At 66.4% G+C, this 26,494-nt stretch carries 25 protein-coding genes; 11 read left to right on the top strand and 14 right to left on the bottom strand.

Going from position 1 to position 26,494, the window contains the following annotated elements; genetic code table 11:
* Window positions 1-26: 26 nt before the first annotated feature.
* The 3 genes from KO516_RS11855 to KO516_RS11845 are packed head-to-tail and all read right to left on the bottom strand — an operon-like array spanning window position 27 to window position 4,463.
* Window positions 27-1,622 (bottom strand): carboxyl transferase domain-containing protein, encoded by a 1,596-nt coding sequence (locus tag KO516_RS11855; protein WP_216004000.1) that lies wholly within the window; start codon window positions 1,620-1,622, stop codon window positions 27-29.
* A gap of 58 nt (window positions 1,623-1,680) precedes the next feature.
* Entirely contained in the window at window positions 1,681-3,252 is a 1,572-nt protein-coding gene (locus tag KO516_RS11850) for an AMP-binding protein (RefSeq protein ID WP_252737558.1), read from the bottom strand.
* A 47-nt stretch (window positions 3,253-3,299) separates the two neighbouring features.
* Complete coding sequence (locus tag KO516_RS11845; RefSeq protein WP_216003999.1) at window positions 3,300-4,463, bottom strand: isovaleryl-CoA dehydrogenase; 1,164 nt, start codon at window positions 4,461-4,463, stop codon at window positions 3,300-3,302.
* 131 nt (window positions 4,464-4,594) lie between these two features.
* Between KO516_RS11845 and KO516_RS11840 the strand changes: the two genes are divergently transcribed.
* Window positions 4,595-5,065 (top strand): pyridoxamine 5'-phosphate oxidase family protein, encoded by a 471-nt coding sequence (locus tag KO516_RS11840; RefSeq protein WP_216003998.1) that lies wholly within the window; start codon window positions 4,595-4,597, stop codon window positions 5,063-5,065.
* 22 nt (window positions 5,066-5,087) lie between these two features.
* Entirely contained in the window at window positions 5,088-5,546 is a 459-nt protein-coding gene (locus tag KO516_RS11835; RefSeq protein ID WP_216003997.1) for a CreA family protein, read from the top strand.
* A gap of 4 nt (window positions 5,547-5,550) precedes the next feature.
* Here the strand turns inward: KO516_RS11835 and KO516_RS11830 are convergent, their stop codons facing one another.
* From KO516_RS11830 to KO516_RS11810, 5 genes are all read right to left on the bottom strand, one after another.
* On the bottom strand, window positions 5,551-6,720 hold the full coding sequence (locus KO516_RS11830) for an FAD-dependent monooxygenase (RefSeq protein ID WP_216003996.1): 1,170 nt from the start codon (window positions 6,718-6,720) through the stop codon (window positions 5,551-5,553).
* A gap of 95 nt (window positions 6,721-6,815) precedes the next feature.
* Window positions 6,816-7,238: an RNA polymerase-binding protein DksA gene (gene dksA / locus KO516_RS11825; protein WP_216003995.1), complete on the bottom strand. Its 423-nt coding sequence runs from the start codon at window positions 7,236-7,238 to the stop codon at window positions 6,816-6,818.
* A gap of 298 nt (window positions 7,239-7,536) precedes the next feature.
* Window positions 7,537-8,661 (bottom strand): aminotransferase class V-fold PLP-dependent enzyme, encoded by a 1,125-nt coding sequence (locus KO516_RS11820; RefSeq protein WP_216003994.1) that lies wholly within the window; start codon window positions 8,659-8,661, stop codon window positions 7,537-7,539.
* A gap of 136 nt (window positions 8,662-8,797) precedes the next feature.
* Complete coding sequence (locus tag KO516_RS11815) at window positions 8,798-9,256, bottom strand: Lrp/AsnC family transcriptional regulator (protein ID WP_216003993.1); 459 nt, start codon at window positions 9,254-9,256, stop codon at window positions 8,798-8,800.
* The gene (locus KO516_RS11810; RefSeq protein WP_216003992.1) at window positions 9,253-9,708 is read right to left on the bottom strand and encodes an Lrp/AsnC family transcriptional regulator; all 456 of its coding nucleotides are present in this window, start codon (window positions 9,706-9,708) and stop codon (window positions 9,253-9,255) included. Before KO516_RS11810 ends, KO516_RS11815 begins: the two co-directional genes overlap by 4 nt.
* Before the next feature lie 138 nt (window positions 9,709-9,846).
* Between KO516_RS11810 and ilvC the strand changes: the two genes are divergently transcribed.
* Window positions 9,847-10,869 carry a ketol-acid reductoisomerase gene (ilvC, locus tag KO516_RS11805; RefSeq protein ID WP_216003991.1) on the top strand — a complete coding sequence of 341 codons (1,023 nt, stop codon included), beginning with the start codon at window positions 9,847-9,849 and terminating at the stop codon, window positions 10,867-10,869.
* A gap of 61 nt (window positions 10,870-10,930) precedes the next feature.
* On the opposite strand, the gene KO516_RS11800 is transcribed toward ilvC, so the two are convergent.
* The 4 genes from KO516_RS11800 to KO516_RS11785 all read right to left on the bottom strand — a co-directional run bounded on the left by KO516_RS11800 (window position 10,931) and on the right by KO516_RS11785 (window position 15,466).
* On the bottom strand, window positions 10,931-12,316 hold the full coding sequence (locus KO516_RS11800; RefSeq protein WP_216003990.1) for a GntP family permease: 1,386 nt from the start codon (window positions 12,314-12,316) through the stop codon (window positions 10,931-10,933).
* Between the two features lie 122 nt (window positions 12,317-12,438).
* The gene (locus KO516_RS11795) at window positions 12,439-13,167 is read right to left on the bottom strand and encodes an LrgB family protein (RefSeq protein WP_216003989.1); all 729 of its coding nucleotides are present in this window, start codon (window positions 13,165-13,167) and stop codon (window positions 12,439-12,441) included.
* Window positions 13,160-13,507: a CidA/LrgA family protein gene (locus KO516_RS11790; RefSeq protein ID WP_216003988.1), complete on the bottom strand. Its 348-nt coding sequence runs from the start codon at window positions 13,505-13,507 to the stop codon at window positions 13,160-13,162. The genes KO516_RS11795 and KO516_RS11790 overlap by 8 nt, the downstream gene beginning before the upstream one ends.
* 246 nt (window positions 13,508-13,753) lie before the next feature.
* Window positions 13,754-15,466, bottom strand: a complete 1,713-nt coding sequence (locus KO516_RS11785) for a trypsin-like peptidase domain-containing protein (protein WP_216003987.1) — start codon at window positions 15,464-15,466, stop codon at window positions 13,754-13,756.
* Between the two features lie 184 nt (window positions 15,467-15,650).
* On the opposite strand from KO516_RS11785, the gene KO516_RS11780 reads away from it, so the two are divergent.
* Both KO516_RS11780 and KO516_RS11775 read left to right on the top strand, forming a co-directional pair.
* On the top strand, window positions 15,651-16,595 hold the full coding sequence (locus KO516_RS11780; RefSeq protein ID WP_216003986.1) for a glycine--tRNA ligase subunit alpha: 945 nt from the start codon (window positions 15,651-15,653) through the stop codon (window positions 16,593-16,595).
* On the top strand, window positions 16,592-17,107 hold the full coding sequence (locus tag KO516_RS11775; RefSeq protein ID WP_216003985.1) for a DUF6446 family protein: 516 nt from the start codon (window positions 16,592-16,594) through the stop codon (window positions 17,105-17,107). The genes KO516_RS11780 and KO516_RS11775 overlap by 4 nt, the downstream gene beginning before the upstream one ends.
* Before the next feature lie 5 nt (window positions 17,108-17,112).
* On the opposite strand, the gene KO516_RS11770 is transcribed toward KO516_RS11775, so the two are convergent.
* Entirely contained in the window at window positions 17,113-18,351 is a 1,239-nt protein-coding gene (locus tag KO516_RS11770) for a diaminopropionate ammonia-lyase (protein ID WP_216003984.1), read from the bottom strand.
* A 207-nt stretch (window positions 18,352-18,558) separates the two neighbouring features.
* Between KO516_RS11770 and KO516_RS11765 the strand changes: the two genes are divergently transcribed.
* The 3 genes from KO516_RS11765 to KO516_RS11755 are packed head-to-tail and all read left to right on the top strand — an operon-like array spanning window position 18,559 to window position 21,597.
* A complete protein-coding gene (locus KO516_RS11765; RefSeq protein WP_216003983.1) occupies window positions 18,559-19,431 on the top strand; it encodes a putative selenate ABC transporter substrate-binding protein in 873 nt (290 codons plus the stop codon).
* The gene (locus KO516_RS11760; protein WP_216003982.1) at window positions 19,428-20,090 is read left to right on the top strand and encodes an ATP-binding cassette domain-containing protein; all 663 of its coding nucleotides are present in this window, start codon (window positions 19,428-19,430) and stop codon (window positions 20,088-20,090) included. Before KO516_RS11765 ends, KO516_RS11760 begins: the two co-directional genes overlap by 4 nt.
* Entirely contained in the window at window positions 20,059-21,597 is a 1,539-nt protein-coding gene (locus KO516_RS11755) for an ABC transporter permease (RefSeq protein ID WP_252737557.1), read from the top strand. The genes KO516_RS11760 and KO516_RS11755 overlap by 32 nt, the downstream gene beginning before the upstream one ends.
* Here KO516_RS11755 and KO516_RS11750 read toward each other — a convergent pair whose 3' ends face one another.
* Window positions 21,598-22,317 (bottom strand): OmpA family protein, encoded by a 720-nt coding sequence (locus tag KO516_RS11750; protein WP_252737556.1) that lies wholly within the window; start codon window positions 22,315-22,317, stop codon window positions 21,598-21,600.
* A gap of 162 nt (window positions 22,318-22,479) precedes the next feature.
* Between KO516_RS11750 and KO516_RS11745 the strand changes: the two genes are divergently transcribed.
* Genes KO516_RS11745 through KO516_RS11735 form a run of 3 tightly spaced genes read left to right on the top strand, consistent with a single transcriptional unit; the run spans window position 22,480 to window position 26,471 of the window.
* On the top strand, window positions 22,480-23,226 hold the full coding sequence (locus tag KO516_RS11745; RefSeq protein ID WP_216003981.1) for a PP2C family serine/threonine-protein phosphatase: 747 nt from the start codon (window positions 22,480-22,482) through the stop codon (window positions 23,224-23,226).
* Window positions 23,227-23,229: 3 nt separating this feature from the next.
* A complete protein-coding gene (locus KO516_RS11740; protein ID WP_216003980.1) occupies window positions 23,230-24,090 on the top strand; it encodes a M15 family metallopeptidase in 861 nt (286 codons plus the stop codon).
* Complete coding sequence (locus KO516_RS11735; RefSeq protein ID WP_216003979.1) at window positions 24,087-26,471, top strand: ImcF-related family protein; 2,385 nt, start codon at window positions 24,087-24,089, stop codon at window positions 26,469-26,471. The genes KO516_RS11740 and KO516_RS11735 overlap by 4 nt, the downstream gene beginning before the upstream one ends.
* The last annotated feature ends 23 nt before the right edge of the window (window positions 26,472-26,494 follow it).

Here is a 26,494-nt window from a genome sequence, read left to right as displayed (position 1 = left end):
CTGTTTTCCCCGCCACAACAGCGCGCTTACATCCGGAACACGCCAAAGCGCGTCTCTTCGATGGGCGCGTTCAGCGCGGCGCGCAGCGACAGCGCCAGCACCTCGCGCGATATGCGCGGATCGATGATGCCGTCGTCCCAAAGCCGCGCCGTGGCATATAATGGGTGCGACTGGCGCTCGAACATCTCGACCGTCGGGGCCTTGAACGTGGCTTCTTCCTCGGGGGACCAGCTGCCGCCCGCGCGCTCGATCGCATCGCGCTTGACCGTGGCCAGAACCCCGGCGGCCTGCGCGCCGCCCATCACCGAAATGCGGCTGTTCGGCCATGTCCACAGGAACCGTGGCTGATAGGCCCGGCCCGCCATGCCGTAATTGCCCGCCCCGAAAGAGCCGCCGACCAGCATGGTGATCTTGGGCACGTTGGTGGTGGCCACCGCCGTCACCATCTTGGCCCCGTGGCGCGCGATGCCCTCGTTTTCGTATTTGCGCCCAACCATGAAGCCGGTGATGTTCTGCAGGAACACCAGCGGGATATTGCGCTGCGAGCATAGTTCAATGAAATGCGCGCCCTTTTGCGCCGCTTCGGAAAACAGCACGCCATTGTTGGCGACGATGCCGACCGGCATGCCCATGACCTGCGCAAAGCCCGTGACCAGTGTGTCGCCGTAGCGCGGCTTGAACTCGTCGAAGTACGAGCCATCCACCAGCCGGGCGATGACCTCGCGGATGTCATAGGGCGTGCGCAGATCGCCGGGCACCACGCCAAGGATCTCTTCGGGGTCATAGGCCGGCGCTTCGCCGGTCAGGCCCAAGGCGCCCGGCAGGTTCAGCGAGCCGACGGCGCGCCGCGCCAGCGCCAGCGCATGGGCATCGTCTTCGGCAAGGTAATCCGCGACCCCGGACAACCGGGTGTGCACATCGCCGCCGCCCAGATCCTCGGCGGTGACCACCTCGCCAGTGGCGGCCTTGACCAGCGGCGGGCCGGCCAGAAAGATCGTGCCCTGCTCGCGCACGATGATGGTGACATCCGACATCGCGGGCACATAGGCGCCCCCGGCGGTGCAAGAGCCCATGACCACGGCGATCTGCGCAATGCCCTTGGCCGACATCCGCGCCTGATTGTAGAAGATGCGGCCGAAATGGTCGCGGTCGGGGAACACCTCGTCCTGATTGGGCAGGTTGGCGCCGCCGCTGTCGACCAGATAAATGCAGGGCAGCCGGTTTTCCTCGGCGATCTCCTGCGCGCGCAGGTGTTTCTTGACCGACATCGGGTAATAGGTGCCGCCCTTCACCGTGGCGTCGTTGCACAGCACCATGACCTGCCGCCCCGCGACTAGCCCGATGCCCGCAACCACGCCCGCCGCCGGGGCCGCGCCATCATACATGCTATGCGCCGCCATCGCGCCGATTTCCAGAAACGGCGCGCCGGGATCAAGCAGGTTGGCAACCCGTTCACGCGGCAGCATCTTGCCGCGCGCCACATGCCGATCGCGCGCCTTGGCGCCGCCGCCTTCCGCCGCCAGCGCTGCGGCATCGCGGATCGCGGCCAGCGCCTCGAGATGGGCGGCGCGGTTCTGCACAAAGGCTTCTGACGTGGGAAGCGCCTGGGATTGCAGTTTCATGAGGTCTCCTCCAGACGGGTGAACATCTGCTCTGTTGGCGCATTGTCGGCGCGCGGGCTCACGGCGCGCCCTCTGCCGCGGCGCGCGCCCTGAGATCCTTGCGGATCACCTTGCCGGTCACGGTCATCGGCAGCCCCTCGACAAAGGCGATTTCCCTTGGGTATGAATAGCTTGATAGCCGTTCCTTGACGTAGTGCTGCAAGTCTGCGGCGCTGGCCTGCGCGCCGGGTTTGAGCACCACATAGGCTTTGACGATCTCGGTGCGCAGCGCGTCGGGCTTGCCCACCACGCCAACCGTCGCAACGGCGGGATGAGACAGCAGGCAATCCTCGATCTCGGCGGGGCCGATGCGGTAGCCCGCGGAGGTGATCACATCATCCTCGCGCCCGACAAAGCGCAGATAGCCGTCTTCCCATCGCCCACGATCCCCGGTCACCAGCCAGTCACCGCGAAACTTGCGCGCGGTTTCCTGCGGATTGTTCCAGTATTCCAACATCATGGCGCCTGCACCTCTGGCAATCGCTATGTCGCCTTCGCCCGGGGTTTCTGCGCCCTCAGCATCGATCACGCCGATGCGAAACCCCGGCGCGGGCTTGCCGATGCAGCCTGGACGCGGCGTGAAAAGCGCCCCGCAAGAGCTTGCAACCATGTTGCATTCGGTCTGACCGTAGAATTCGTTGATCGCCACACCAAAGGCATTGCGCCCCCAGTCCAGCATCTCGGCCCCCAGCGGTTCGCCGCCGCTCGCGACAGAGCGCAGGCCGGGAATGCCGGTGTTCGCGGCTTTCAGCATCCGCAGCGCGGTCGGTGGCAAGAACACGTTGCGGACAAGGCCGTCGCGGCAAATCCTGAGACAGCCGTCGATCTCGAACCGCGCCATGCGCGCCGCCACCACCGGAATGCCCAGATAAAGGCCCGGCATCAGCACATCGAACAGCCCGCCGATCCACGCCCAATCCGCCGGGGTCCACAGGATGTCATCATCCTGACCAAGCAGATCATGGCTCATCTCGACGCCGGGCAGATGGCCCGCCAGAGCCCCATGCCCGTGCAGCGCGCCCTTTGGCGCACCGGTGGTGCCAGAGGTGTAGATGATGATCGCCGGATCGCCGGGCGAAGTTTCGGCAGCGGGCCATGCGCCCGGCTCCGGCAGCGCCCCGGCCGTCAACACCGGCAGCGCAAATGGCGCCAGCATCGCCGCGCCCTCATCGTCGCTGACCGCAACGCGCGCGCCGCTGTCGGCCAGCCGTGATGCAAGAGCATCGCGGCGGAATAGCTTGAACAGCGGCACCGATATCGCGCCCATGCGCCATGCCGCGATATGGGCCGCGGCGCAGAGCGGGCTTTGCGAGAGCAACACAGCCACCCGGTCGCCGCGCGCAACGCCCTGCGCCCGCAGCCACGCCTCGACCTGCCGCGACAGCCGTTGCAAGGCACCATAGCTGACCGGGATCGGCTCTGGCCCGCGCAGATCAATGATCGCCGTACGCGAGGGCACCACCGCTGCCCAGCTGTCGCAGACCTCGTCGGCAAGATTCACCTGCGTGCGCACCGGCCACGCGAACCTGTCGCGCAGGGTTTCGTAATCGGCATTGTGGCACAGCATGGCCCGCGCCCGGCATTCACGCATCGGCCTCGTCATGATGGAACCAACGCAATTTCAGACAGATACATGGCTCAGCTCACAGCCGACATCAGCTCGCGCCCGACCAACATCCGGCGGATTTCCGATGTGCCCGCGCCGATCTCCATCAGCTTGGCATCGCGGAACAGCCGCGCCACCGGCGCATCCGCCAGAAACCCCGCGCCGCCCATCGCCTGCACCGCCTGATGCGCCTGCACCATCGCCTGTTCGCTGGCATACAGACAGCAGGCCGCTGCGTCCTGCCGCGTCACGTCGCCCCGGTCGCACGCCTTGGCGACCTCGTAGACATAGGCCCGGGCGGAATTCATCGCGGTGTACATGTCAGCGATCTTGCCCTGCATCAGCTGGAACGAGCCGATGGGCTTGCCGAATTGCTGACGCTCGGCAAGATAGGGCATCACCTCGTCCAGACAGGCCGCCATGATCCCGGTGCCGATCCCCGCCAGCACCACCCGTTCGTAATCAAGCCCCGACATCAGCACGCGCACGCCGCGGCCTTCCTCGCCAAGGATATTGTCGAACGGCACTTCTACATTGTCAAAAATCAGCTCGGCGGTGTTCGACCCGCGCATCCCCAGCTTGTCGAAATGCGGGCTTGTCGAAAAGCCGGTCATCGACTTCTCGATCAGAAAAGCGGTGATGCCCTTGGATCCGGCTTCGGGGTCGGTCTTGGCATAGACCACCAGCGTGTCGGCGTCCGGGCCATTGGTGATCCAGTATTTGTTGCCGTTCAGCACGAAGCGGTCGTTCTTCTTTTCCGCCCGCAGCTTCATGCTCACCACGTCAGAGCCAGCCGAAGCCTCGGACATCGCCAGCGCCCCGATATGTTCGCCGGAAATCAGCCCCGGCAGGTATTTCTGCCGCTGCGCATCGCTGCCGTTCAGCTTGATCTGGTTGACGCACAGGTTGCTATGCGCCCCATAGCTCAGCGAGACCGAGGCCGAAGCCCGCGCGATTTCCTCGACCGCGATGACATGGGCCAGATAGCCCATCCCCGCCCCGCCGTATTCCTCGGGCACCGTGATGCCGAGCAGCCCAAGCTCTCCCATCTCGGGCCAAAGCTCATTTGGAAAGGCGTTGCTTGCGTCAACCTGCGCCGCAAGCGGCTTTACCCGCTCCTGCGCCCAGCGGTGGACCATGTCGCGCAGCGCGTTCACGTCCTCTCCAAGATCAAAGCTCATGCCTGCGCCGAACATATCCCGCCCTCCTCCTGACGATTTATTTGAACGCTTGTTCATATCTTGGCGCGCGATGGGTGATCCGTCAAGCGAAAGGAACATCGGGCGGGCCCGGCGCGTTGGGTGCACAACAAGGAAAGGACACCCCCATGACCAAGGATCTGAAAGACGAATTCTGGAGCCAGCTCAAAGATGTGCGCGCCGGCCTTCTGGCCGCTGACGGCGAGCGCCCGGTGCCGATGTCGCCGCAGGGCGATGCCGAGGCCAAGGCGATCTGGTTCATCACCGCGCGCGGCAGCGCCGCTGACCGGGGCGCCAAATCCGGCGGCGAGGCGACGTTTTACATCGCCGATTCGAAGGCGCATCTTTATGCCAACGTCTTTGGCGCGCTGGAGGCGGTGAACGACAGCGAAAAACTTGACGAGCTGTGGAATGCCTTTGCCGCCGCGTGGTTCGAGAATGGCCGCGAAGATGCCGCCGTGCAGCTGGTCAAATTCACCCCGCGCGAGGCCGAAGTCTGGTCTGGTGATGGTGGCATCAGCTTTCTCTACGAGATTGCCAAGGCGAATTTGACGGGTGACACGCCGGACGCGGGCGAGCATGGTCGGGTGGTGTTCTGATCTGACCTCAGGGAATCATCCGATGAAGACTATCCGCCTTGCCGCCCTGCTCTGTGCTTTTCCGTTGATGGCGCAGGCCGAGCAGGTCGGCGAGGTCGGCGTCGACTGGACGGGCAACGACATCATCATCGATGCCGTTGCCGACCCCAAGGTCGAGGGCGTGACCTGCCATGTCGCCTATTTCGATCGCGGGCTGATCGACCGGCTGTCCAAAGGCAACTGGTTCGAAGACCCGTCGAATGCGTCGATCGCCTGCCGACAGACCGGGCCGATCACCATCGGCGACATCGACCGCAGCGAAGAGGGCGAAGACGTGTTCCGCACCTCGCGCTCCATAGTGTTCAAAAGCCTTCGGGTAAAACGGATCTTTGACGAAGAAAACCAGACGCTGATCTATCTTGTGCACGCGCAGCAGGTGGCAGACGGCTCTGCCAAGCTGGCGATCTCGACGGTGCCGCTTTACGGCTCCAGCGCGGACTGAACGATCAGGCGGTCACATCGTGGCCGTAAATCCAGTCGAACTGGCGCAGAATGCGATCCGGCGCGATACGCCCCGCCGCCGCAAGGCCCAGATGCGCCGCGCGGCGGACCAGCGGGTTGCTCAGATGATATTTCCACGCATTGCCGGTGGCTGCGGCGACGATCCGCGCGCAGCGATCCCGGCGAAGCTGCTGGTAGCGCGCCAAGGCCTGCGGCTGATCGGCGCTTTCATCAAGGCAGCGTGCAAGCGTCCAGCCATCCTCCAGCGCCATGTTTGCGCCTTGGGCGAGAAACGGCAGCGTCGGGTGGGCCGCGTCGCCCAGCAGCGCGCATCCTTCGCCATACCAGCGCCGCGCCACCGGGTGACGAAACAGCCCCCAAAGCCCGACCTTGTCGACCCGGCTGAGCATCTGCGGAACGCTGCCGCCAAACCCCGAGAAGGCGGCGCGCAGATTGGCCGGGTCATCCTCATGGGCCCAACCTTCGGGGGTCCAGCCCTTGCGTTCCTCGGCAGCAACGATGTTGACCAGCGTGCCATTGCGCAGCGGATAACTGACCAGATGCCGCCCCGGCCCCATATGCACCGTGACCTCGGGCGGATGGCCGAAATCATTGGGGATGAGGGCGCGCCACGCCACCTGCCCGGTGAATGACGCTGGCGCCGCGCCGTTGAGCGCGCCGCGCAGCACCGAATGCAACCCATCCGCGCCGATGATCAGATCCGCCGAGCGCTTGTCCCCATTTACCAACGTCGCCTCTGGCGGCGTTCCGGGCGTAATCTGCGTGATTGCCTGCCCCAGCTGGATCTGAACGCCAGCTGCGCGCGCCGCGTCGGCCAGCAGTTCGACCAGATCGGCGCGGTGGGCAAAGAGATAGCCCTGCCCCTCGGGCAGCTTGCCAAGATCCAGCCGAAGCACCTCGCGCCCGGCGCGATGATCGCGCAGCACCACGGCCCGCGCCTTGCTGGCCCGCGCGCTCAGCGCTGCGCTTTGCCCAAGCGCCTCGATCACCCGCAGCCCGTTGGGGCTGATCTGAAGACCGGCCCCAACTTCGCGGATCGCCTCTGCCAGTTCCAGCACCGTCACCTCGGCGCCGCGCTGGCGCAGTGCCAGCGCCGCCGCCAATCCTCCGATGCCTGCGCCCGCGACGATGATCTGCCTGCCTGCCAGTGCCATGCCCTGCTTCCCCAAGGTTCGTCTGCCCGAAACGCAGGACGCCGGGGCGTGCAACCCCGGCGTCCTACTTGCTGCCACGCTGCCGCCCGAAGGCGTCAGTCGTCGCGGTGCACTTTCTCACGCCGCTCATGACGCTCCTGCGCCTCGAGGCTCATGGTCGCGATAGGCCGCGCATCAAGCCGCTTGAGCGAAATCGGCTCGCCGGTGACTTCGCAATAGCCATATTCGCGCTCGTCGATGCGCCGCAGGGCGCTGTCGATCTTGGCGACAAGCTTGCGCTGCCGGTCCCGGGTGCGCAATTCGAGCGCCCGGTCGGTTTCCTCGCTGGCACGGTCGGTGACATCAGGAATGTTGCGGGTGGAATCCTGCAAGGCCTCGATGGTATCGCGGCTTTCGGCAAGAATATCATTTTTCCACGCAAGCAATTTGCGCCGGAAATATTCGAGCTGGCGCTCATTCATGAACGGCTCGCTGTCTGCCGGACTATAATCGTCTGGAAGAAAGGTCTCGGGCTTCATTTCTGCTCCCTCTTGAAAGCCGGCCCCTTCATGGTTGACCCCTGAACGACTCCGGCACCCCTTACGTGGCTGGAATTATCCCATGGGACTCGGCTTGTCACTATACAATCCACTTGGGCGCAAGCATATCCATCGGGTGTGCGCCTCGTGCCCGGAAATTGGGCGTGAAAAATTTAACAGTTTTGAAACAAATGATTTATTTCTGTAAGAGGCCGCCTGCCCCGACAGAACGAGACGCCAACAGCCCTGCCCCGGCCCCACAATTGCGCAGGGCCGGGGTGTGGTGGGCGCCCGCGCGCTAGAGCACTGCGTCCAGAGCCCGGCCAAGCCGCGCCACCGTGCCATCCACATCCGCCAGCTTGTCGAGCCCGAACAGCCCCAGCCGGAAGGTCGAGAACCCCTCGGGCTCGCCCACCTGCAACGGCACCCCGGCGGCAATCTGCGTGCCCTGCTCGGCAAAGGCCTTGCCCGACTTGATCTCAGGCCGGTCGGTATAGCTGACCACGACGCCCGGCGCGCCATAGCCTTCGGCCGCAACCGAGGCGACACCGCGCCCCGCCAGCAGCGCACGCACCTTGTCGCCAAGCTCCCATTGCGCCGCCTTGGCTTGGTCAAAGCCCATCTGCTGCGTTTCCAACATCGCATCGCGGAACATCCGCAAGCCGTCGGTGGGCATGGTGGCGTGATAGGCGTGGCCGCCCGCCTCATAGGCCGCCATGATGTCGCGCCATTTCTTCAGATCCATGGCAAAGCTGTTCGAGGCGGTGGCGTCCATACGCTCCAAAGCCCGCTGCGACAGCATCACCAGCCCGGCGCAGGGCGTGGCCGACCAGCCCTTCTGCGGGGCAGAGATCAGCACATCGACGCCAGTGGCGCGCATGTCGACCCAGACACAGCCCGAGGCGATGCAATCCAGCACCATCAGCGCGCCGACCTCATGCGCCGCCTGCGCCATCTGCGTGATGTAATCCTCAGGCAGGATGATCCCGGAGGATGTCTCGACATGCGGCGCAAAGACGATCTGCGGTGCCTCGCGGCGGATCGCCTCGCAGACCTCGGCGATCGGCGCTGGCGCAAAACCCGAGGTCGGCGCGTTGCCAGTCTGGCGCGCCTTCATCACGGTGACCTCGCCGCCAAAGCCGCCCGCGTCGAAAATCTGCGACCAGCGGAAGGAGAACCAGCCGTTGCGCGCCACAAGCGCCTTGGCGCCCTGCCCGAACTGTCGGGCGACGGCCTCCATGCCAAAGGTGCCACCACCGGGCACCAGCGCCACGCCATCGGCGCCATACACCTCGCGCAACAGCCCCGAGATGTCGCGCATCACCTCCTGAAACGCGGCGGACATGTGGTTGAGAGAGCGGTCCGTGAAGACCACCGAAAATTCGTCAAGCCCGGTCGGGTCGACATCACTGCGCTGAGGCATGGTAAGCTCCTTGCATATTCGCGCCATGGCTAGACCATCGCGGGCGAAAGGCCAACGCCTCCGTAAGGCTTTGTGGGACGGAGGGCGGGGCGATGCGCGCAGCGCGAGCGCCGGTCCCGTCACAACAACGGCACGCTCACAACGGCCCCGGACGGCGCTCCTCGCTCAGCATCACGTTGGCCTCGACATTGCCCACCCCCGGCAGTGTCATGATCCGCCGCCGCAGCACCCGCTCAAAATCCGGCAAATCGCGCGCCACCACCCGCAGGCGATAATCGAACGCCCCCAGCACATGGTCGACCACCTGTACCTCGGGGATCGCCCGCACCGCGCGCTCGAAATCTTCAAGGCTCACCCGCCCCTTGGTCGCCAGCTTGATGCCCAGAAACACCGTCACGCCAAAGCCCAGCTTCTCAAGATCCAGATCCAGCCGCGCCCCGCGAAACACCCCCGCGCTGCGCAGCCGCTGGATTCGCCGCCAGCACGCCGGTTGCGACAGCCCCAGCGCCCGCCCCAACGCGCCAGCGCTGGCGGTGGCATCCGCCGCCAAGGCCCGCACCAGCGCCCGGTCGATCTCATCCAGCTCAAGGCTCACAGCGGCACCGTTTCGTCTGATTTCACCAAGCTCACATGCATCAGCGCCTCCACATCCGAGAGATGCGGCAGCACCAGCAGCCGTTCACGATACAGGCGCTGGTAATGCGCCAGATCGCGCGCGATCACCGCCAGCCGCAGATCGACCGTCCCCAAAAAGGTCTGTATCTCGATCACTTCCGGCACACAGCGCGCCTCGGCAAGGAATTCGTCAAAGGCGCGCGGCTCGGTCTTGTCCAGCGTCACCCGCAGCATGACCTCGATGCTGTATCCCAGCACGCCCCAGTCGATCACCCCGCGTACTCCGCGCAGCACCCCGCTGTCGCGCAGGCCCGCCAGCCGCCGTGCCAGCGTCGAGGGTGTCACCCCGGCGCGCTCGGCCAGTTCGGCCATCGGGGCCTCTGGGTCGGCCTGATACTGGCGCAGGATGCGCCTGTCCGTATCGTCAAGCATGTATTTTCCGCATATTCGCCATTAGACGAATGATCTTTCACCTTTCGGCGAAAACAGCAAGAAAAACGAAAGCAAAATAGCCGCAACCCCGCCTAACTTGCGGCCCATAACAAAAGACCGTCACGGAAGGACGAAGACATGCGCGTTTACTATGACCGCGATTGCGACATCAACCTGATCAAGGACAAGAAGGTTGCCATCCTCGGCTACGGCAGCCAGGGCCACGCCCACGCGCTGAACCTACGCGATTCCGGTGCCAAGAACGTCGCCGTCGCCCTGCGCGAAGGCTCTGCCTCGGCCAAGAAGGCCGAAGGCGAAGGTCTCGCCGTCATGGGCATCGCCGAAGCCGCGGCATGGTGCGACGTGATCATGTTCACCATGCCCGACGAACTGCAGGCCGAGACCTACAAGAAATACGTCAAGGACAACCTCAAGCCCGGCTCGGCCATCGCCTTTGCCCACGGCCTGAACATCCATTTCGGCCTCATCGAGGCGCCCGAAGGCGTCGACGTCATCATGATGGCGCCCAAGGGCCCCGGCCACACCGTGCGCGGTGAATACGTCAAGGGCGGCGGCGTGCCCTGCCTTGTGGCGGTTCATCAGGACGCCACCGGCAAGGCGCTGGAAATCGGCCTGTCCTATTGCTCGGCCATCGGCGGCGGACGCTCGGGGATCATCGAGACCAATTTCCGCGAAGAATGCGAAACCGACCTGTTCGGCGAGCAGGCCGTGCTTTGCGGCGGCCTTGTCGAGCTGATCCGCTGCGGCTTCGAAACGCTGGTCGAGGCGGGCTACGCCCCCGAGATGGCCTATTTCGAATGCCTGCACGAGGTGAAGCTGATCGTCGACCTGATCTATGAGGGCGGCATCGCCAACATGGATTACTCGATCTCGAACACCGCAGAGTTCGGCCAGTATGTCACCGGCCCGCGCATCCTGCCCTATGAGCAGACCAAGAAAGCCATGAAGGACGTTCTCACCGACATCCAGCAGGGCAAGTTCGTGCGTGACTTCATGCTGGAAAACGCCGTTGGCCAGCCGACGCTCAAGGCGTCGCGCCGTGCCAATGACGAGCACCTCATCGAAGAAACCGGCGCCAAGCTGCGCGGCATGATGCCGTGGATCTCGGCCGGCAAGATGGTCGACAAAGCCAAGAACTGATCCGGCCCACGCCGCATCATCCGGCCCGCGCCATCCCGGCGCGGGCCTTTTTCATGCGCGCTTACAGCCCCAGAGAGCCCAGCACGATCACAAGGATCGTCGCCAGCACCGGGATGCAGACGGCAACCACAAAGATATCAGCATAGCTTTTCTTGTGGGTCATGCCGGTGATCGCCAGCAGGGTGATCACCGCGCCATTGTGCGGCAGCGCATCAAAGCCCCCGGAGGACAGCGCCGTCACCCGGTGCATCAGCCCCATGCTGACACCCTGCGCCTGCCCCATCTCGGCAAAGCGCTCGCCAAGCGCGTTCAGCGCGATCGACATGCCGCCCGAGGCCGATCCGGTGATCCCCGCCAGCACGTTGACCGCCACCGCCAGCGAGGCGACCGGGTTGTCGGGAAACAGTCCCAGCACCGCATCACGGATCAGGCCGAAGGCGGGCAGCGACGCGATCACCGCGCCGTAGCCGACCTCGGAAGCGGTGTTGAACACCGGCAGAAGCGAGCCCATGGTGCCAGTGTTCACGGTATCGAGCAGATCCTTGAACCGCGCCCAGTTCAGCGCGATGGCCAGCAGGATCGACAGGGTCAGCGACACGATGATGGCCCAGATCCCTGCGACCGAAGACAGCGAGGTCGCGCCGTATTTCGGCTCGGCAAGGTAGTCGGCGCTCATCATCGGGATCACCACATAGGTGAACAGCGCGTTCAGAGTGATCACCGCGATCACCGGCGCAATCGCGACGGCGAAATTCGGCAGCACCACATCGCTTGGCAGCGTGCTGTCGGCGCCGGTTTCCTCGTGCTCGCCATAGCCCTCGCCCCGGCCCTGCGCGGCAGAGCGGCGCCGGTTCAGCCAAAACGTCCCGCCGCCCAGCATGATCACCCCCGCCAGCGTACCCAGCAGCGGCGCGGCAAAGACGTTGGTGCCGAAGAACGGGATCGGAATGGCGTTCTGAATCGCCGGGGTGCCGGGGAAGGCCGTCATGGTAAAGGTAAACGATCCCAGCGCGATAGCCGCAGGCAGCAACCGCTTGGGCACATCGGCCCGGCGGAACAGCGCATTGGCGATCGGATAGATCGCAAAGGCCACCACGAACAGCGATACCCCGCCAAAGGTCAGCACGCCGCAAGCCAGCACCACGGCCAGCACCGCCTGTCCGGGGCCGACCCATTCCACGATGCGCTCGGCGATGGTGCGCGCCGCGCCGCCATCGGCCATGACCTTGCCAAAGATCGCGCCAAGCAGGAACAGTGGGAAATAGGTGATCACGTAGCCGCCAAGGCTTTGCATGAACACCTGCGTATAGGTCGCCAGCACCGGCAAACCGCCCGACATCAGCACCGCAAGACAGGCCAGCAAGGGCGCTAGGATCAGCACGTTGATCCCCCTGTATGCAAGATACATCAACAATCCCAGTGACAGGATGATCCCGATCAGTCCCATGGACAGTGCTCCTCATGATCATGGTTTAACGACAAGGGTAAGTCTCCTCAGGGTTGTGGTTCACAGGCAAGGCTAGACCAGCCCGGCGCAGTGCACAGGGCGTTCACGGATCTGTCATCGGGTCAGCGGAACACCAGCCCCCACAGGATCGGCAGTAGGATCGCCGTCGCCAGCGCGTTCAGCCCCATGGCAAGGCCGGAAAACGCCCCCGCCGTCTCGTTGACCTGCAAGGCGCGGGCGGTGCCGATGCCGTGGCTGGCAGTGCCCATGGCAAGGCCGCGCGCCGTCCATGGCCGCACCCGGCAGGCGTTGAGCACCATGGTGCCGAACATCGCCCCGATGATGCCGGTCAGGATCACCAGAACCGCCGTCACCGATGGCAGCCCGCCGATCTCCTCGGCGATGGCCATGGCCACCGGCGCCGTCACCGATTTGGGCGCGATGGTCGCCATGATCTCGGGCGTGGCGCCCAGCAGCCACGCCATGGCGACCGAGGTGGCGATGGCGGTCAGCGAGCCGCAAAGCAGGCTGATGGCGATGGCCACGCCCGAGCGTTTCACCACATGCCATTGCCGGTACAGCGGGACCGCCAGCGCCACCGTGGCGGGGCCAAGCAGGAAATGCACAAACTGCGCGCCTTCGAAATAGCTGGCATAGCTGGTGCCGGTGGCGGACAGCACGATGACGATGATCACCACCGCCACCATCACCGGGTTCAGCAACGGGTTGCGCCCGCCCTTTTCGAACAGCCACGCAGCGGCCTGAAACGCCACAAGGGTCAGCGTCAGGTGGAACAGTGGCGACGCGCTGAGATAGATCCACGTCTCCGACAGGTTCTGCAAGCTACCCATCCGAGCGCTCCGCGCCAAGCCATGCCATCAGCACCCCGGTCACCGCGATGGTCGCCAGCGTGCTGACCAGCAGCCCCGCGCCCAAGGGCAAGGCCGCCTCTCCAAGCAGGTGGAAATGCAGCATCACCCCGGTGCCCGCCGGTACGAACAGCAGCGACATCGTGCCCAGCAGCCCGGCCGTGACGCGCCCCAGGTCTTCGGGCACATGGCCCCGGATCAACAGGAAGACGAACATCAGCACCATGCCGACCACCGGTCCGGGGATCGGCAGCGCCAAGGCACCGACCAGCAGCTCTCCGAGAAGCTGGCAGGCAAAGATCAGGGTAAGGTAGGTCAGCAAGGGCAGGCTCCGTCGCAAGGAGGCATGGTGGAATTAAGACTGGCGCCAGCGCACAGCGCAAGAGGATGGCAGCGCAAAGGCGACATGTGCCGCGTGAATGCCCGCTCAGGCGTCATGCGCGCCCTTATCCGGGGCTGGCACAGATATGGCCTCGAGCAGTCGGGCCGTTGATCCGCGCCGCGCGCAGCATCGCACTTCGTCTCAGCCCCCGGAGCGCGCCGCAAAGCACGGGCCGGGGCGTCGGGATCACTCCCAGCAGCTGACCTTGACCGTCATCGCGGTGGCGGTCGTTGTCAGGTCTTCGGGGGCCAGTGCGCCGCCGCCCCGCGCGGCAAGGCCCTGCACCCCGGAGCTTGACAGGAACGCCCGCAAAGCTTCGGCATCGGCGGCAAAGCCGACATCGGCAGGCAGCTGCGCAGCGCCCGTCGCCTTGGGCAGCAACATGCCCAGCACCGCCCCGCTCATGTCCAGCACCGGCCCGCCGCTGTCGCCGTCCCGCGTGGCAACGGCAAGGCGTTCGACATTCTCTTCGCCATTGAGGCCGCGCATGTCCTCGATGGTGCCCCATGTCAGGGTCGGCGCGCTCAGCACGCCGCCAAAGGAATACCCCGCCACGGCGATTTCCGATTTCAGCCGCGGCACCTCGCCGCCAAATGCGGCCACGCCGCGCGGCGCCAGCGCCACCGCCGGTTGCAGCAGCGCCACGCCAAGCGCCGCGTCGCTTGCCGCAACAGTGGCCTCATATGCGCCGTCCAGCGTCACCCGCCCGCAGCTTGCCACCGCGTCAGCGGCGGTCACAACAGCCCCGCCGGGGCTGACGAAAAAGCCCGACACGCTTTGGCGCGGCTGGCGAACCTGAAGCCCGGACACAAGATCAACCGCCTGACCATCCACGCTCACCGCCGCCGGGTCGAGCACCCCGTCCGAGGTGGCGAAAGACGCCTTCATCAACGCCATGACCCGGCTTTGCCGTTCTGCGTCACCGGCGGGCCAGATCAGCGTCCAGCCCTTGATCTGCCCCCCTTGCAGCGTCACCTCGGTGTGGCTGGTGAGACGCTCATTGGCCCCGGTCAGCACAAATCCGTCGCGGTTGCGCGTCCGTGCGCCCTCGGGCGGCACGATTTCCAGCGTCTGCATGATCTCGTACAGGCCATTGAGGGTCTGGCGATCACCGGGCTGGCTGATCAACAGCACGCGGGCGGCGAGATCGCCGCTGGGCTCGTAAATGGCAAAGGGCGCCTCGTAGCGATCAAAGGCAACCGCGCCGGTCGGCATCTCGATGGAAATGCCGGCGCGGCTGTCGTTGACCAGCGCCATGTCCAGCCCGTCGAGCACGGCGTTGTACTGGCCCAGCAGATCGGCGCGCTGCAGCGTGGTCAGCACGCCGGTGACGTCATAGCCCTGACGCGCCTGCCAGTCGGCCATGGCGCGGCGGGTACCGGCACCAAACGCGCCGTCGATGCCCGCAGTATAGACGCCCGCCCATTTCAACGCGACCTGAAGCATCTCGCGCTGGCCATGCGTCAGCCGGGCCTCGCTGGCGCGGGCCTCGCGCGGGGATTCGTCGATTTGCGGCTGGGACTGCGGGACAGGCACCACCTGCGGCGCGGGGGCCGGATCCGGCACGTTCAGCACCCCACCCACCGGGAAGAACCGGTCGCGGTATTCGCTGCTGGCGGCAAGATAGGCATCGCTCGGGATCCGCCCGCTGCCGCGCAGCTGGCGCAGCATCGCATTGGCCGCGTCGGGCGCATAGGGCCCGAGCGCGATGCCATACCAGCCACCGCCGAGCGTAAATCCGTTCACATCGTTAAGCGCGGCGGCATAGCCGCGCACCGCATCCTCGGCCTCGCGCAGGCTCGGCTGGGCCTCGATCTGGATATAGACCGTCTCCTGCGCATCTGCCCTGTTCGCGATCAGCAGGGCCGCCGCGCTTGCCATAAGAAAGGTCCGAAACATACCCGTATAGCCCCAAGTCGTCATGTCGTGTTGCGTTTCAGGGCGTTGTAACAGACCCCGGCGCACCGTCACCTGCAATTCTGCGCGAGAGTGGCAAGCTGTGGCCGCAGCGCCAGCCCCTCGTGCATTGACCCTCCGCGCCGCTGCGCATAATGCAGGATGCGACAGACAGCAGGGGCACAGCATGACCGGCATCCAGGACAAACCGCGCAGTTTCCAGGAGATCATCCTGCGGCTTCAGACCTATTGGGCCACCAAGGGCTGCGCCGTGTTGCAACCCTATGACCTAGAGGTCGGCGCGGGCACCTTTCACCCCGCCACCACCCTGCGCGCGCTGGGATCAAAGCCATGGGCAGCCGCCTATGTGCAGCCCTCGCGCCGCCCGACCGACGGGCGCTATGGCGAAAACCCCAACCGGTTGCAGCATTATTACCAGTTTCAGGTGCTGATCAAACCGTCGCCGCCCGATCTTCAGGATCTCTACCTTGGCTCGCTTCAGGCCATCGGCATCGACATGGCGCTGCACGATGTGCGCTTTGTCGAAGACGACTGGGAAAGCCCGACGCTGGGCGCTTGGGGGCTTGGCTGGGAGGTCTGGTGCGACGGCATGGAAGTGTCGCAGTTCACCTATTTCCAACAGGTCGGCGGGCATGACTGCACCCCGGTTTCGGGCGAGCTGACCTATGGCCTCGAACGGCTGGCGATGTATGTTCTGGGCATTGATCACGTGATGGACATGCCCTTCAACGATCCGGCCTCGCCGATCCCGCTGAAATACGGCGATGTCTTCCGCCAGACCGAAGAGGAATACTCGCGCTGGAACTTCGACGTGGCCGACACCGCGACGCTGCTTCAGCATTTCGAGGACGCCGAAGCCGAATGCCAGCGCATCCTCGATCGGCCCGCCGAAGATCCCAAGACCGGCAAGCGCATCGTCATGGCCCACCCAGCCTATGACCAGTGCATCAAGGCCAGCCATCTGTTCAACCTGCTCGACGCGCGCGGGGTGATCTCTGTCACCGAGCGGCAGGCCTATATCGGCCGCGTGCGGGCGCTGGCGAAGAAATGCGCCGATGCCTTCGTGCTGACCGAGGCCGGGGGATACACCCCCGAGCTGACCGAGGCATGAGCGGCAAGATCCTTGCCATTGCCATTGTCGCCACCGCGCTGATCTTTGGCGCGGCGGTGTATTACTTTCAGGTGTTCTACTATTACGAAACGGTCAGTGACGACGCGGGCGAGGTGTTCCTGACGCCGCGCGATGGCGGCGCGCCGCAGCACATCGTCTACAATGACTTCGAAGGCATCGACGCAAGCTCCTCGCCGATCCGCTTTCGCGGCTGTTTCCGCACCCCCGAAACGCTGCAATCGCTCGATGCGCGGTTCGAACGCTACACCGCCGCGCAACCGCGCAATGCGCCGTTCTGGTTCGGCTGCTTTGACGCCGAGGCCATTGGCCTGTTGATCGAAACCGGCGAGGCGCATGTCTATGCGGCGCAGCGCAACGTCGAATACGGCATCGACCGGGTGATCGCCGTAGCCAGCGACGGGCGCGGCTGGATCTGGGAAGAGATCAACGATTGCGGCGACAAGGCCTATGACGGCACGCCGCTGGGCGAGGATTGCCCCGCCCGCGACTGACTTGTTCAGGCAGAGCCGCTGCGCACTGCCTCTGCCGTGGCCCCGACCAGCTCTTCGTAAAGCGCCGCGTCGGTGTCGCCCTCGGTGCCGAACACCACCACGCGCGAGGTGCCGTCAAGCCCAAGCGCGGCCCGCGCGTCTTCGTCGCCCGACACCGCGATCAGCCCGGCGAGACCGGCGACGGCGCTTTCGCCCGCGGCGATCGGCGTATCGGTTTCGGGGCGCGCCAGCAGGCGCATGGCGCTGATGGCAGCCGCGTCGGTCAGCGCGATCACCGCATCACCGTGCACTCGCAACACCTCCCACGCCAAAGCCGAGACCTCGCCGCAGGCCAGTCCCGCCATAAGCGTGTCGAGATCGCCGGTCACGGCGGTCGGCGCGCCGGCGCGGTAGCTTTCCAGCCAGCAGGCCGACTGGTCGGGATCGCACAGCACGATCACCGGGCGCGCCGCGCCCCAGCGCCGCACCGCAAGCCCCGCCACCGCTGCCGCCATGCCACCCACCCCGGTCTGCAAAAAGATATGGGTCGGGGCCGCGTTCAGGGCATCGAACGCCTCGGCGGCCATCACCTCGTAGCCCTGCATCACGTCGCGCGGGATCTCCATGTAGCCCTCGTATGAGGTGTCCGAGACCACGAACCAGCCGTTCTCGGTCGCCATGCGCTGCGCCTCGCGCACGCTGTCGTCATAGTTGCCCTCGCAGCGGCGGACCTGCGCCCCATAGGCCTCGATCGCGGTTTTGCGGGCCTCGGAGACGGTGGCATGGATGAAGATCACGCAGTTGCAGCCAAAATTCTGCGCGCCCCATGCGACAGAGCGCCCGTGGTTGCCATCAGTGGCGCAGCATACGGTGATCTTTGCCGCCTCTTCGGGGAAGGCCTTGTTCGTCACCTCGTCCAGCGTCACCTCACGCCCGAGCGCGCCCGAGAGCTGTTTCGCCAGCAGCCGCGCCACCGCATAGGCCCCGCCAAGCGCCTTGAACGAGCCAAGGCCAAAGCGCCCGCCCTCGTCCTTGTAATGAAGCTGCGCCACGCCGGTCTGCGCCGCAAGCCCCGGCAGCGCCACCAGCGGCGTCGGCGCATAGCCCGGCCAGCCCGAGATGGTTTCGCGCGCCAAGGCCAGCCCGTCTTCGGACAGGATCGCGTTCTGCGCATCGCTCCAGGCCGCGCCGCGTTCGGCGAGGGGGTTCATGACAAGGGTGAAGGCGGCGTCGGTCCCTGCGCCACGGGTGATCGATGTGTTCATGGGGCAGTTTCAACCGTCATCGGGCGGCGGCGTCAAGCGTCAGCAACGGAGCGCCAACCCCCAAGGCGATCCAAATGCATCCTCCGCACCCTTGACAGGCAGCGCGAAACGCCGTTTCACCGCCTCATTCACGTGGCACCGCCCCGGTGCCCCTCTTGCCGGAGTGGACGCGCGCCTCTCCGCTCAACAGCAGAAAGGACGCGCCCCATGCCCCTTACGATTGCCACCGCCCGAAAACCTGCCCTCGCCATCGCGCTTGCGCTGATGGCCACCAGCGCCGCAGCCGACACGCTGTATTTCTCGGCCATCCCCGACGAAGACGAAACCCGGCTCGTCGAGCGGTTTTCCAAGGTCGCCGATTACCTCGAGGCCGAACTTGGCGTCGATGTGGAATTCGTGCCGGTGAAAAGCTACGCCGCCTCTGTCACCGCGTTCCGCAACGATCAGATCCAGCTGGCATGGTTCGGCGGGCTGACCGGCGTGCAGGCCCGGCTGATGGTTCCCGATGCCCGCGCCATCGCGCAGGGCAAGGAAGACCCGATCTTCGTGAGCTATTTCATCGCCAACACCGACACCGGGCTAGAGGCATCCGACAGCTTCCCCGAGGCGGCCAGAGGCATGTCCTTCACCTTTGGCGCCAAGACCTCGACCTCGGGGCGCCTGATGCCGGAATATTACATCCGCAAAGAGACCGGCGAAGCCCCCGAGGCGTTTTTCGACAAGGTCGGATTTTCGGGCGATCACAGCCAGACGCTGCGGCTGGTATCCTCGGGCGCATGGCAGATCGGTGCGCTGAACTACGCCGTCTATGACAAGGCGCTCGAAGAGGGCGCGCCGGAAACCGACACCGCCAAGGTGATCTGGCAGACCCCGCCCTACCCCGATTACAACTGGACCATCCGCGGCGACGTCGACGCGCGCTTTGGCGAAGGGTTTGCCGACAAGGTGCAGGCGGCGATCATCGGCATGTCCGATCCCGAGCTGCTGGCCAGCTTCCCGCGCGAGGCGTTCATTGCCGCCGCCAGCGAAGACTTCCAGCCCATCGAGGACACCGCGAAGGAGCTGGGCCTGATCGAATGACGCTGCTCTCGCTTGATCGCGAGACGCTTGGCTATGGCCACATGGCGGTTCTGCGCGAGCTGTCGCTGACGCTTTGCGCGGGCGAGCGTGTGGTGCTTCTGGGGCGCTCCGGCGCGGGCAAATCGACGCTGCTGGGGGCGGTGCATGACCGGCTCGCCCCCGGCAATCGCGTGGCGCTGGTGCCGCAGGATCAGGCGCTGGTGCCGCAGCTGTCGGTGCTGCGCAACGTCATGATGGGGCGGCTGAGCGATCATTCCGCATGGCGTAACCTGCGCGCGCTGGTGTGCCCGCCGCGGACAGACCGCGACGGCGTGGCAAAGGTGCTGGATGCGGTGGGCCTTGCGCCCGAGATCGACCGCCCCGTCGGGCAATTGTCGGGCGGGCAGAAGCAGCGCGTGGCGCTGGCCCGCGCCTTCTGGCGCGGCGGCGCGGTGCTGATCGGCGACGAGCCGGTGTCTGCCGTGGATGAAACGCAGGCGCAGGCGCTGCTGGCGCAGATGCAGGGGCGCTTTGATACCTCGATGCTGGCGCTGCATGACGTGGCGCTGGCGCGGGGCTTTGCCACAAGGCTGGTGGGCATCGCGCGCGGCGGCATCCTGTTCGACGCCCCGCCGCAGGAGGTCAGCGATGCCGATATCGCCGCGCTCTATACCCGTTAAGCGCATCCCCGGCAGCGCCACGGCGCTGAGCCGGCCGCGCGTTGTCACCTTGTTCGTTGCGCTGGCCGTGCTGGCGCTGCCCTTTGCGGATTTTTCGCTGGCGGGGCACGATCCGTGGGCGGCACTGGGGCGCATGGGCGCGGGCTTTCTGCGCCCCGATTTCGGCGCGGTAGAACGCATCGGCCGCGCCGTCTGGCTGACCGTCGCCTTTGCCTGCTGCGGCGTGGCCCTTGGCGCGGGCACCGGGCTGGCGCTGGCGCCGTTCTATCATTTGCGATCCGTGCGCTGGGTCTGCATCGCGCTGCGCTCGGTGCACGAGCTGTTCTGGGCGCTGATGCTGATGCAGGTCATGGGGATCTCACCGCTGACCGGGGTGCTGGCCATCGCCCTGCCCTATATGGGAATTTTCGCCAAGGTCTTTGCCGAGCAGCTTGAAGAGGCCGATCAGCGCCCCTCCGAGGTCTTGCCCAAGACCGACCCGCTCAGCCGGTTTCTATGGGCGCGCGCACCGCTGGCGCTGAGCGCGATGAAACATTACACGCTGTATCGGCTGGAATGCGGGCTGCGGGCCAGCGCCGTGCTGGGCTTTGTCGGGCTGCCGACGCTGGGCTTTCAGCTCGACAGCTTTTTCCGCATGGGCGATTACGGCGCGGCTTCGGCGATCATGATCTGCTACGTGGCGCTGATCGCGTCGATCCGGCTGTGGATGCGCCCCGTGCTGGCGTTGCCATGGCTGGCCGCGTCCATCGTCACGCTGGCGCTAATCACATCGCCGCCCATGGGCTCCGGCGCGCTGATGCGGTTCCTGACGCAGGACATCGTGCCCGGCCCGCTGCGGGGCGGCTGGGATGGCGCGGCGCTGCTGGCATGGCTGGGCGATATCGCCGCCCATGAGGCGCTGCCGGGCCTGATCGCCACGCTGATCGTGGCGCAGATCGCGCTGATCCTGACCGGGGCGCTGGCCTTTACCGGCTTTGGCCTGATCGTGCCGCGCGTCACCTCGCGCGCCGGGCGGCTGGCGGGGCATATGCTACTGGTGATCCTGCGCAGCTTTCCCGAATACATGCTGGCCTACCTGTTCCTGCAGATCCTCGGCCCGTCGATGCTGCCCGCGGTGCTGGCACTGGCGCTGCACAATGCCGCGATCATTGCCCATCTGACCGGGCGCGAGGGCGAAAGCCTTGTGCCCAAGCTGCGCCGCGACGCGCCGCGCGGGCTGACCCTTTGGGGCTGGGAACTGGTGCCGCGCCTGTTCGGGCCGTTTCTTGCGCTTTGCCTGTATCGCTGGGAGATCATCCTGCGCGAGACCGCGGTGATGGGCCTGCTCGGCATCGCCACGCTGGGGTTCTATATCGACAGCGCCCTTGCCGAGCTGCGGCTTGACCGGGCGCTGGTTCTGCTGATCGCCACCGGGCTGATGACGGCGGGCATCGACGCGCTGTCGCGCTGGATCCGGCGCGGCGCCGGTGCGGGGCTGCGCGGCAGCATCCGTGACGATTGCTGCTGATCAGCTGAGCGCCTGAAACTCCACCCGGCGGTTCTCGTCGGCGCGAGGGTTGGCCTTGTTGAAGGGGAATTTCTCGCCCATGCCAACGGTTTGCAGCTTGGTGGCGGGAATGCCGCATTCCTCGATCAGATGGCGGGCGACCTCCTTGGCGCGCAGCACCGACAGCCGCTGATTATAAGCGTCGGTGCCCGAACTGTCGGTGTGCCCAACGATGCGCACCATCGACAGATCCGCCTCGGACAGGGCCTGACACATGGCGGCGAGCTTGGGGGCCTGATCGTCGGCGATGGCGGCGCTGTCAAAGCCAAAGGCGATGTGCAGGTTGACCTGCAATTCGGGGGCCAGTTCTCCGAACACCACGGGGGCGTCGGTGGCCGCCGCCAGCAGCGGCTTGTTGGGATCGACCGGGCGCGCGCCCGGCGCGGCGGTGGCGGCGATCGACACGCCCGTGTCCGGGGACGGCGCGCTCAGCTGCGGCGCGGTGGTGGCCAGCTGCGGCGCGGCGCTTTCGGCCTGCACATCGTCGACCGTCACCAGACGCAGGCCGCGCGTTGCGCCAAGATTGCCGGCCTCGGCCTCTTTGAACACCTGCTTTTGCGCCTGAAAGAGTCGCTTCAGCTCTTCCACCGACAACTCATCCACGGATTGTGCCGGGGCAAGGGCGGGCAAACCCATGGCGATCAACGCGAAAACGGAAACACGAACGGCTCGGGAAAACATCAGAAGCCCTTTCAGCGAAAAAAGTTGGTGGGATGCACGAAAGAAGGTAGCATGGACAGCGTTTCAGATCAGCTTTTTTCGAGGGCCGCCCATGTCAGGTATACCCGACCAGAGGCCGCAATCATTCGGCAGATGCCGGCCCCGGGCGGCGGAGCGCCCCGCATGATCCCCCCAACGACCCGCAACCCTGCCCCCATGGCGCCGCGCCTGCAAGGTGCCGGGTTGACCCATGTCGGGCGGGTGCGCGACGAGAACGAAGACAGCATCCTGACCGATCCCGCCGGGCTGCTCTGGGCGGTGGCCGATGGCATGGGCGGGCAAGGGCATGGCGCGATGGCTTCGGACATCGTCATCGACCATGTGGCAAAGCTTGACGATCATGCGCCAGCAGCGCCGACACTGCGCGCGGCGCTGCTGGCGGCGAACGCGGCGATCCTTGATCTGGCCGCGCAGCAGAACCTTGGCCAGATCGGCGCAACGGCGGTGGTGGCGCTGATCCAGTCCTGCGTCGCCCATCTGGCATGGGCCGGGGATTGCCGCGCCTACCTGCTGCGGGCCGGGCATCTGCGGCTGCTGAGCCGCGATCACACCGTGGTGCAAGAGATGATCGACGAAGGCTTGCTGAGCGACGAGAACCGCGAACGCCACCCGCAGCGCCATGTGGTGACCCGCGCCGTGGGCGCGGACCCGGCGCTAGAAATCGACCATGTCTCGGCGCCGCTGGTGCCGGGCGACCGGCTGCTGTTGTGCAGCGACGGGCTGACCACCTGCCTGCCCGACAGCCGCATCGCCGATCTGATCGGCGCTGCGGGCGATCCGCGTGAGGCCTGCACCGACCTGCTGCGCGCCGCGCTGGAGGCGGGCGCGCCCGACAATGTCTCGGTCATCGTGGTCGGCGTGGAGGGCTGAACCATGCGCGAAGGCGCCCTGATCGGACCGATCATCATCGCCATCGGCCTTGTGGTCGCGGCGGTCTGCTTTGCCGTGGTCGGCGCGCTGCTGCAAACCGCCGACGGGCGCACCGAGCTGCGGCTGGAACGGAGCGAGGCTGAACTGGCCCGGCTGCGCAGCGGCATAGACACGCTGCGATCCGAACTGCGCGACGCTGAAGCCGAGATCGAACGCCTTGGCGAAGAGATCGCGCTTGCCACCGCCCCCGCGCCGCTGGAGCCGCTGCCGCAGGCCGCCCTGCCCGAGATCATCGGCGCCGCCGAGGACATCCCCGGCACCGAAGCCATGACCGAGGAAATGCTGACCGCCAAGGCGCGGTTCAACAGGGGCATCACCCAGCCGGGCAACCGCGTCATGCTCGAGGTGCTGGGCCAGCCCCGGTCGAGCTATTCCACCACCTGCCAGCCAGTCACCCAGCCCCGGCTCAGGGCGCTGATGGAAACCCGCCAGATCGGGCCGATCCGGGTGACCATGGTGAAACCGGCGCTCGACAGCCTGCAACGCATCCTCGATCGGCTGCAACAGGACGAGCCCGACATCTATGCCGCGCTTGGCACCGCCGGGGCGATCTGCGCCCGGCTGATCCGGGGCTCCAGCTCGTCGATCTCGAACCACAGCTGGGGCACGGCGATCGACCTCAAGCTTCAGGGCCAGCTGGACGGCTTTGGCGATGGTGGCACCCAGTTCGGCCTGTTGCTGCTGGCCGAACTGTTCAACGACGAAGGCTGGTATTGGGGCGCAGGCTATCGGCGCGAGGATTCCATGCATTTCGAAGTCGGCGTCGAGACCCTGCGAAAGTGGCAGGCGATGGGCCTGCTATGAGCCTTGTTCGCGCTGCCGAGCCGGTGCTGGGATTCATTGACAGCCTCAGCCCCAAGGACGGCGCGCGCGCCATCGCCGCCGAGGCCGCCCGGATGCTGGCGCAGTTCGAAACCGCCGCGGCGCAGACTGGTGCCCCCCCGGTGTCGATCAAGCCCGCGCGCTACGCGCTGGCGATGCTGCTCGATCAGCGGGTGCGGGCGATGCCGGGGCTCAAGCTGTCGACATGGTCGGTGATCGCCGCCCGCACGCTGTTCGAAGGGCGCGACATGCCGCCCGCCCGGCTGGCCGATTTTCGCCGCACCGCGCAGGCCGAAGGGCTGGCCGAGCTCGACGCGCTGCTGGGGGATGTGCAGGCACGCCTTGACGGGCTGCGCCATGGCCATCGGCGCAGGGTCAGCGGCTGGGGCTGGTACGCGCTGGGTTTTGCGCTGCTGCTGGGGCTGGGGCTGGCAGGCTATGCCGGGGCGCTGGAATGGCGCTATCACCGCCAGATTGCAGCGGATTTCCGGCAAGAGGCGCTGTTGATCGGGCTTGACCGCCCGCAGGAGGGTGCCGAGCTGACCTCGCGCCTTGATGCCCTGCGCGCCGCCGCAGACCGGGTGGCCGAGACCGCGCGCCATGCGCCGCTGCGCCGGCTGATCCGCCTGCCCGGCGACAGCGAAACCTTGGCCGAGGCCAGCTATGCCGAGGCCGCCCGCCGCCAGCTTCCCCCCGCCCTGGCCAAGACGCTGGAACAGCGGCTGGCAAGCACCGGCGACGGGCTGGCGCTGTATGATACGCTGCGGGCATGGGCGGTACTGACCGGCGAGGCCGATTGGCAGCCGGGCTATCTGGCGGGCTGGCTCGAAGATCACGGGCTGGGCGGGCTGGCGCGCCATGCTGCGCCGTTGCAGGGGCCCGCCAATGTCGTGCCCACCGATACGGTGGTGATGGATCAGGCACGCACCTTCGCCGCCGAGGTGCCCGAACCGGACCGCGCGTGGCTGGAATTGCTGCGCAGCGATGACATGCGCGCCCTGCCCGGCTGGGTGCCGACGCGAGCGGTGCCGGGGCTGGGCGATGTGCTGCTGCGCCGCTCGGGGATGGATCTGGCAACGCCGATGCCGGGGCTGTTCACCGCAGGCGGCTGGGAGGCCGCGCTGCGCACCGGCGTCGGGCTGGCGGTGCAGACCGCCCGCGCGCAGGCCCGCCCCATCACTGGCGTCCAGCTCGCCGCCGAAAACCGCTCGCCCGACCTGCTGGCCGACCGGCTGAACCGCGAGACGCTGGAGCGCTGGACCGGCTGGCTCGCCGATCTGCGGGTGCGCCCCTTTGCCGACCGCGAAACCGCGATCATCGTTTCGGGGCACCTGTCGCTGGCGGACAATCCGCTCAGTCGGCTGCTCTCGCAGGTCTGGCTGCAGGCGGGCGGGCTTGATCGCAGCCGCAGCCATGCTCAGCAACTGCTGCTGGCCCGCCAGTTGGGCCCGATGATCCAATATGTCGAACAGGGGCGCATGGCCGAACTCTCGCGGCTGTTCTCGGGGCTGAACGTGGCGCTTGGCGCGGTGGACATCGACGCCAGACGCGCCACCCGGCGGCTGATGACGTTTCAGGACAAGGCGCGCAGCATCGCCGCGCTGAAAAGCGCGCCGCGCATCGTGGTGCAGATCGCCGAAGACGTGCTTGCCGGGGCTGCCCAGCCCGAGGCCGCCGATACCTCGGGCAATCCGCTGTCGCGCGGCTGGCAGACGCAGATGTTTGCCGCCTGCCGCGCCGCGCTGGCCGGGCGCTATCCCTTTGCCGACGGCCCCGATGCCGACCCTGCCGCGCTGGCCGCGCTGCTGGGGCCGGATGGGCTTGTGCCGCGCTTCGTGCAAGGCAGCGCGCAGCCGCTGCTCGACAGCTCGCAAAGCCCGTGGCGCTGGAAACCAGAAGCACGGTTTGCCGGGCTTGAAAACGACAGTGCGGCGTTTCTGGAAACGGCGATGCTGGTGTCGCAGGGCCTGTTTGCGGGCGGCGCGCTGGATCATGCGATCACATTCGCGGCGCTGGCAGAGCGCGGCCAGACCCTTGTCGCCATCGGCACCGTTGCCGCCCCGGTGCGCGCCAGCGGAGCGCCCGCAACCCTGCGCTGGCCCGGCCCCGAGCCCGCCGCCGGTATCGAAATTTCCTTTCGCGACAACGCCGATGCGGCGCGGCTGACAGAGCCCGGCCCGTGGGGCCTGCTGCGGCTCATCGACGGCACGCGGCTGCGGCTGCGCGACGATGGCGCGCGCGCCCTGCTCGATCTGCGCAATGCGCAAGGGCGGGTGTTTCTGGAGCTGGGCTTTGCCGAGGCGCTGAACCCTGTCTCGGTCCGCCCGGTGCTAAGCGGCCTAGTCTGCCCGCCAAAGCTGTAAATTACCTGCCGCAAGGGCGGGAA

The organism is Citreicella sp. C3M06, from assembly GCF_018860705.1.
Classification (GTDB): Bacteria; Pseudomonadota; Alphaproteobacteria; order Rhodobacterales; family Rhodobacteraceae; genus Salipiger.
This window is presented reverse-complemented; position numbering and strand designations above follow the sequence as displayed.

What these genes read in the sequence shown, in the direction of transcription:
- KO516_RS11855 (WP_216004000.1), bottom strand. Translation starts at nt 1,622, where the DNA reads ATGAAACTGCAATCCCAGGCGCTTCCCACGTCAGAAGCCTTTGTGCAG.
- KO516_RS11850 (WP_252737558.1), bottom strand. Translation starts at nt 3,252, where the DNA reads ATGCGTGAATGCCGGGCGCGGGCCATGCTGTGCCACAATGCCGATTAC.
- KO516_RS11845 (WP_216003999.1), bottom strand. Translation starts at nt 4,463, where the DNA reads ATGTTCGGCGCAGGCATGAGCTTTGATCTTGGAGAGGACGTGAACGCG.
- KO516_RS11840 (WP_216003998.1), top strand. Translation starts at nt 4,595, where the DNA reads ATGACCAAGGATCTGAAAGACGAATTCTGGAGCCAGCTCAAAGATGTG.
- KO516_RS11835 (WP_216003997.1), top strand. Translation starts at nt 5,088, where the DNA reads ATGAAGACTATCCGCCTTGCCGCCCTGCTCTGTGCTTTTCCGTTGATG.
- KO516_RS11830 (WP_216003996.1), bottom strand. Translation starts at nt 6,720, where the DNA reads ATGGCACTGGCAGGCAGGCAGATCATCGTCGCGGGCGCAGGCATCGGA.
- dksA (WP_216003995.1), bottom strand. Translation starts at nt 7,238, where the DNA reads ATGAAGCCCGAGACCTTTCTTCCAGACGATTATAGTCCGGCAGACAGC.
- KO516_RS11820 (WP_216003994.1), bottom strand. Translation starts at nt 8,661, where the DNA reads ATGCCTCAGCGCAGTGATGTCGACCCGACCGGGCTTGACGAATTTTCG.
- KO516_RS11810 (WP_216003992.1), bottom strand. Translation starts at nt 9,708, where the DNA reads ATGCTTGACGATACGGACAGGCGCATCCTGCGCCAGTATCAGGCCGAC.
- ilvC (WP_216003991.1), top strand. Translation starts at nt 9,847, where the DNA reads ATGCGCGTTTACTATGACCGCGATTGCGACATCAACCTGATCAAGGAC.
- KO516_RS11800 (WP_216003990.1), bottom strand. Translation starts at nt 12,316, where the DNA reads ATGGGACTGATCGGGATCATCCTGTCACTGGGATTGTTGATGTATCTT.
- KO516_RS11795 (WP_216003989.1), bottom strand. Translation starts at nt 13,167, where the DNA reads ATGGGTAGCTTGCAGAACCTGTCGGAGACGTGGATCTATCTCAGCGCG.
- KO516_RS11785 (WP_216003987.1), bottom strand. Translation starts at nt 15,466, where the DNA reads ATGTTTCGGACCTTTCTTATGGCAAGCGCGGCGGCCCTGCTGATCGCG.
- KO516_RS11780 (WP_216003986.1), top strand. Translation starts at nt 15,651, where the DNA reads ATGACCGGCATCCAGGACAAACCGCGCAGTTTCCAGGAGATCATCCTG.
- KO516_RS11775 (WP_216003985.1), top strand. Translation starts at nt 16,592, where the DNA reads ATGAGCGGCAAGATCCTTGCCATTGCCATTGTCGCCACCGCGCTGATC.
- KO516_RS11770 (WP_216003984.1), bottom strand. Translation starts at nt 18,351, where the DNA reads ATGAACACATCGATCACCCGTGGCGCAGGGACCGACGCCGCCTTCACC.
- KO516_RS11765 (WP_216003983.1), top strand. Translation starts at nt 18,559, where the DNA reads ATGCCCCTTACGATTGCCACCGCCCGAAAACCTGCCCTCGCCATCGCG.
- KO516_RS11760 (WP_216003982.1), top strand. Translation starts at nt 19,428, where the DNA reads ATGACGCTGCTCTCGCTTGATCGCGAGACGCTTGGCTATGGCCACATG.
- KO516_RS11755 (WP_252737557.1), top strand. Translation starts at nt 20,059, where the DNA reads ATGCCGATATCGCCGCGCTCTATACCCGTTAAGCGCATCCCCGGCAGC.
- KO516_RS11750 (WP_252737556.1), bottom strand. Translation starts at nt 22,317, where the DNA reads ATGTTTTCCCGAGCCGTTCGTGTTTCCGTTTTCGCGTTGATCGCCATG.
- KO516_RS11745 (WP_216003981.1), top strand. Translation starts at nt 22,480, where the DNA reads ATGATCCCCCCAACGACCCGCAACCCTGCCCCCATGGCGCCGCGCCTG.
- KO516_RS11740 (WP_216003980.1), top strand. Translation starts at nt 23,230, where the DNA reads ATGCGCGAAGGCGCCCTGATCGGACCGATCATCATCGCCATCGGCCTT.
- KO516_RS11735 (WP_216003979.1), top strand. Translation starts at nt 24,087, where the DNA reads ATGAGCCTTGTTCGCGCTGCCGAGCCGGTGCTGGGATTCATTGACAGC.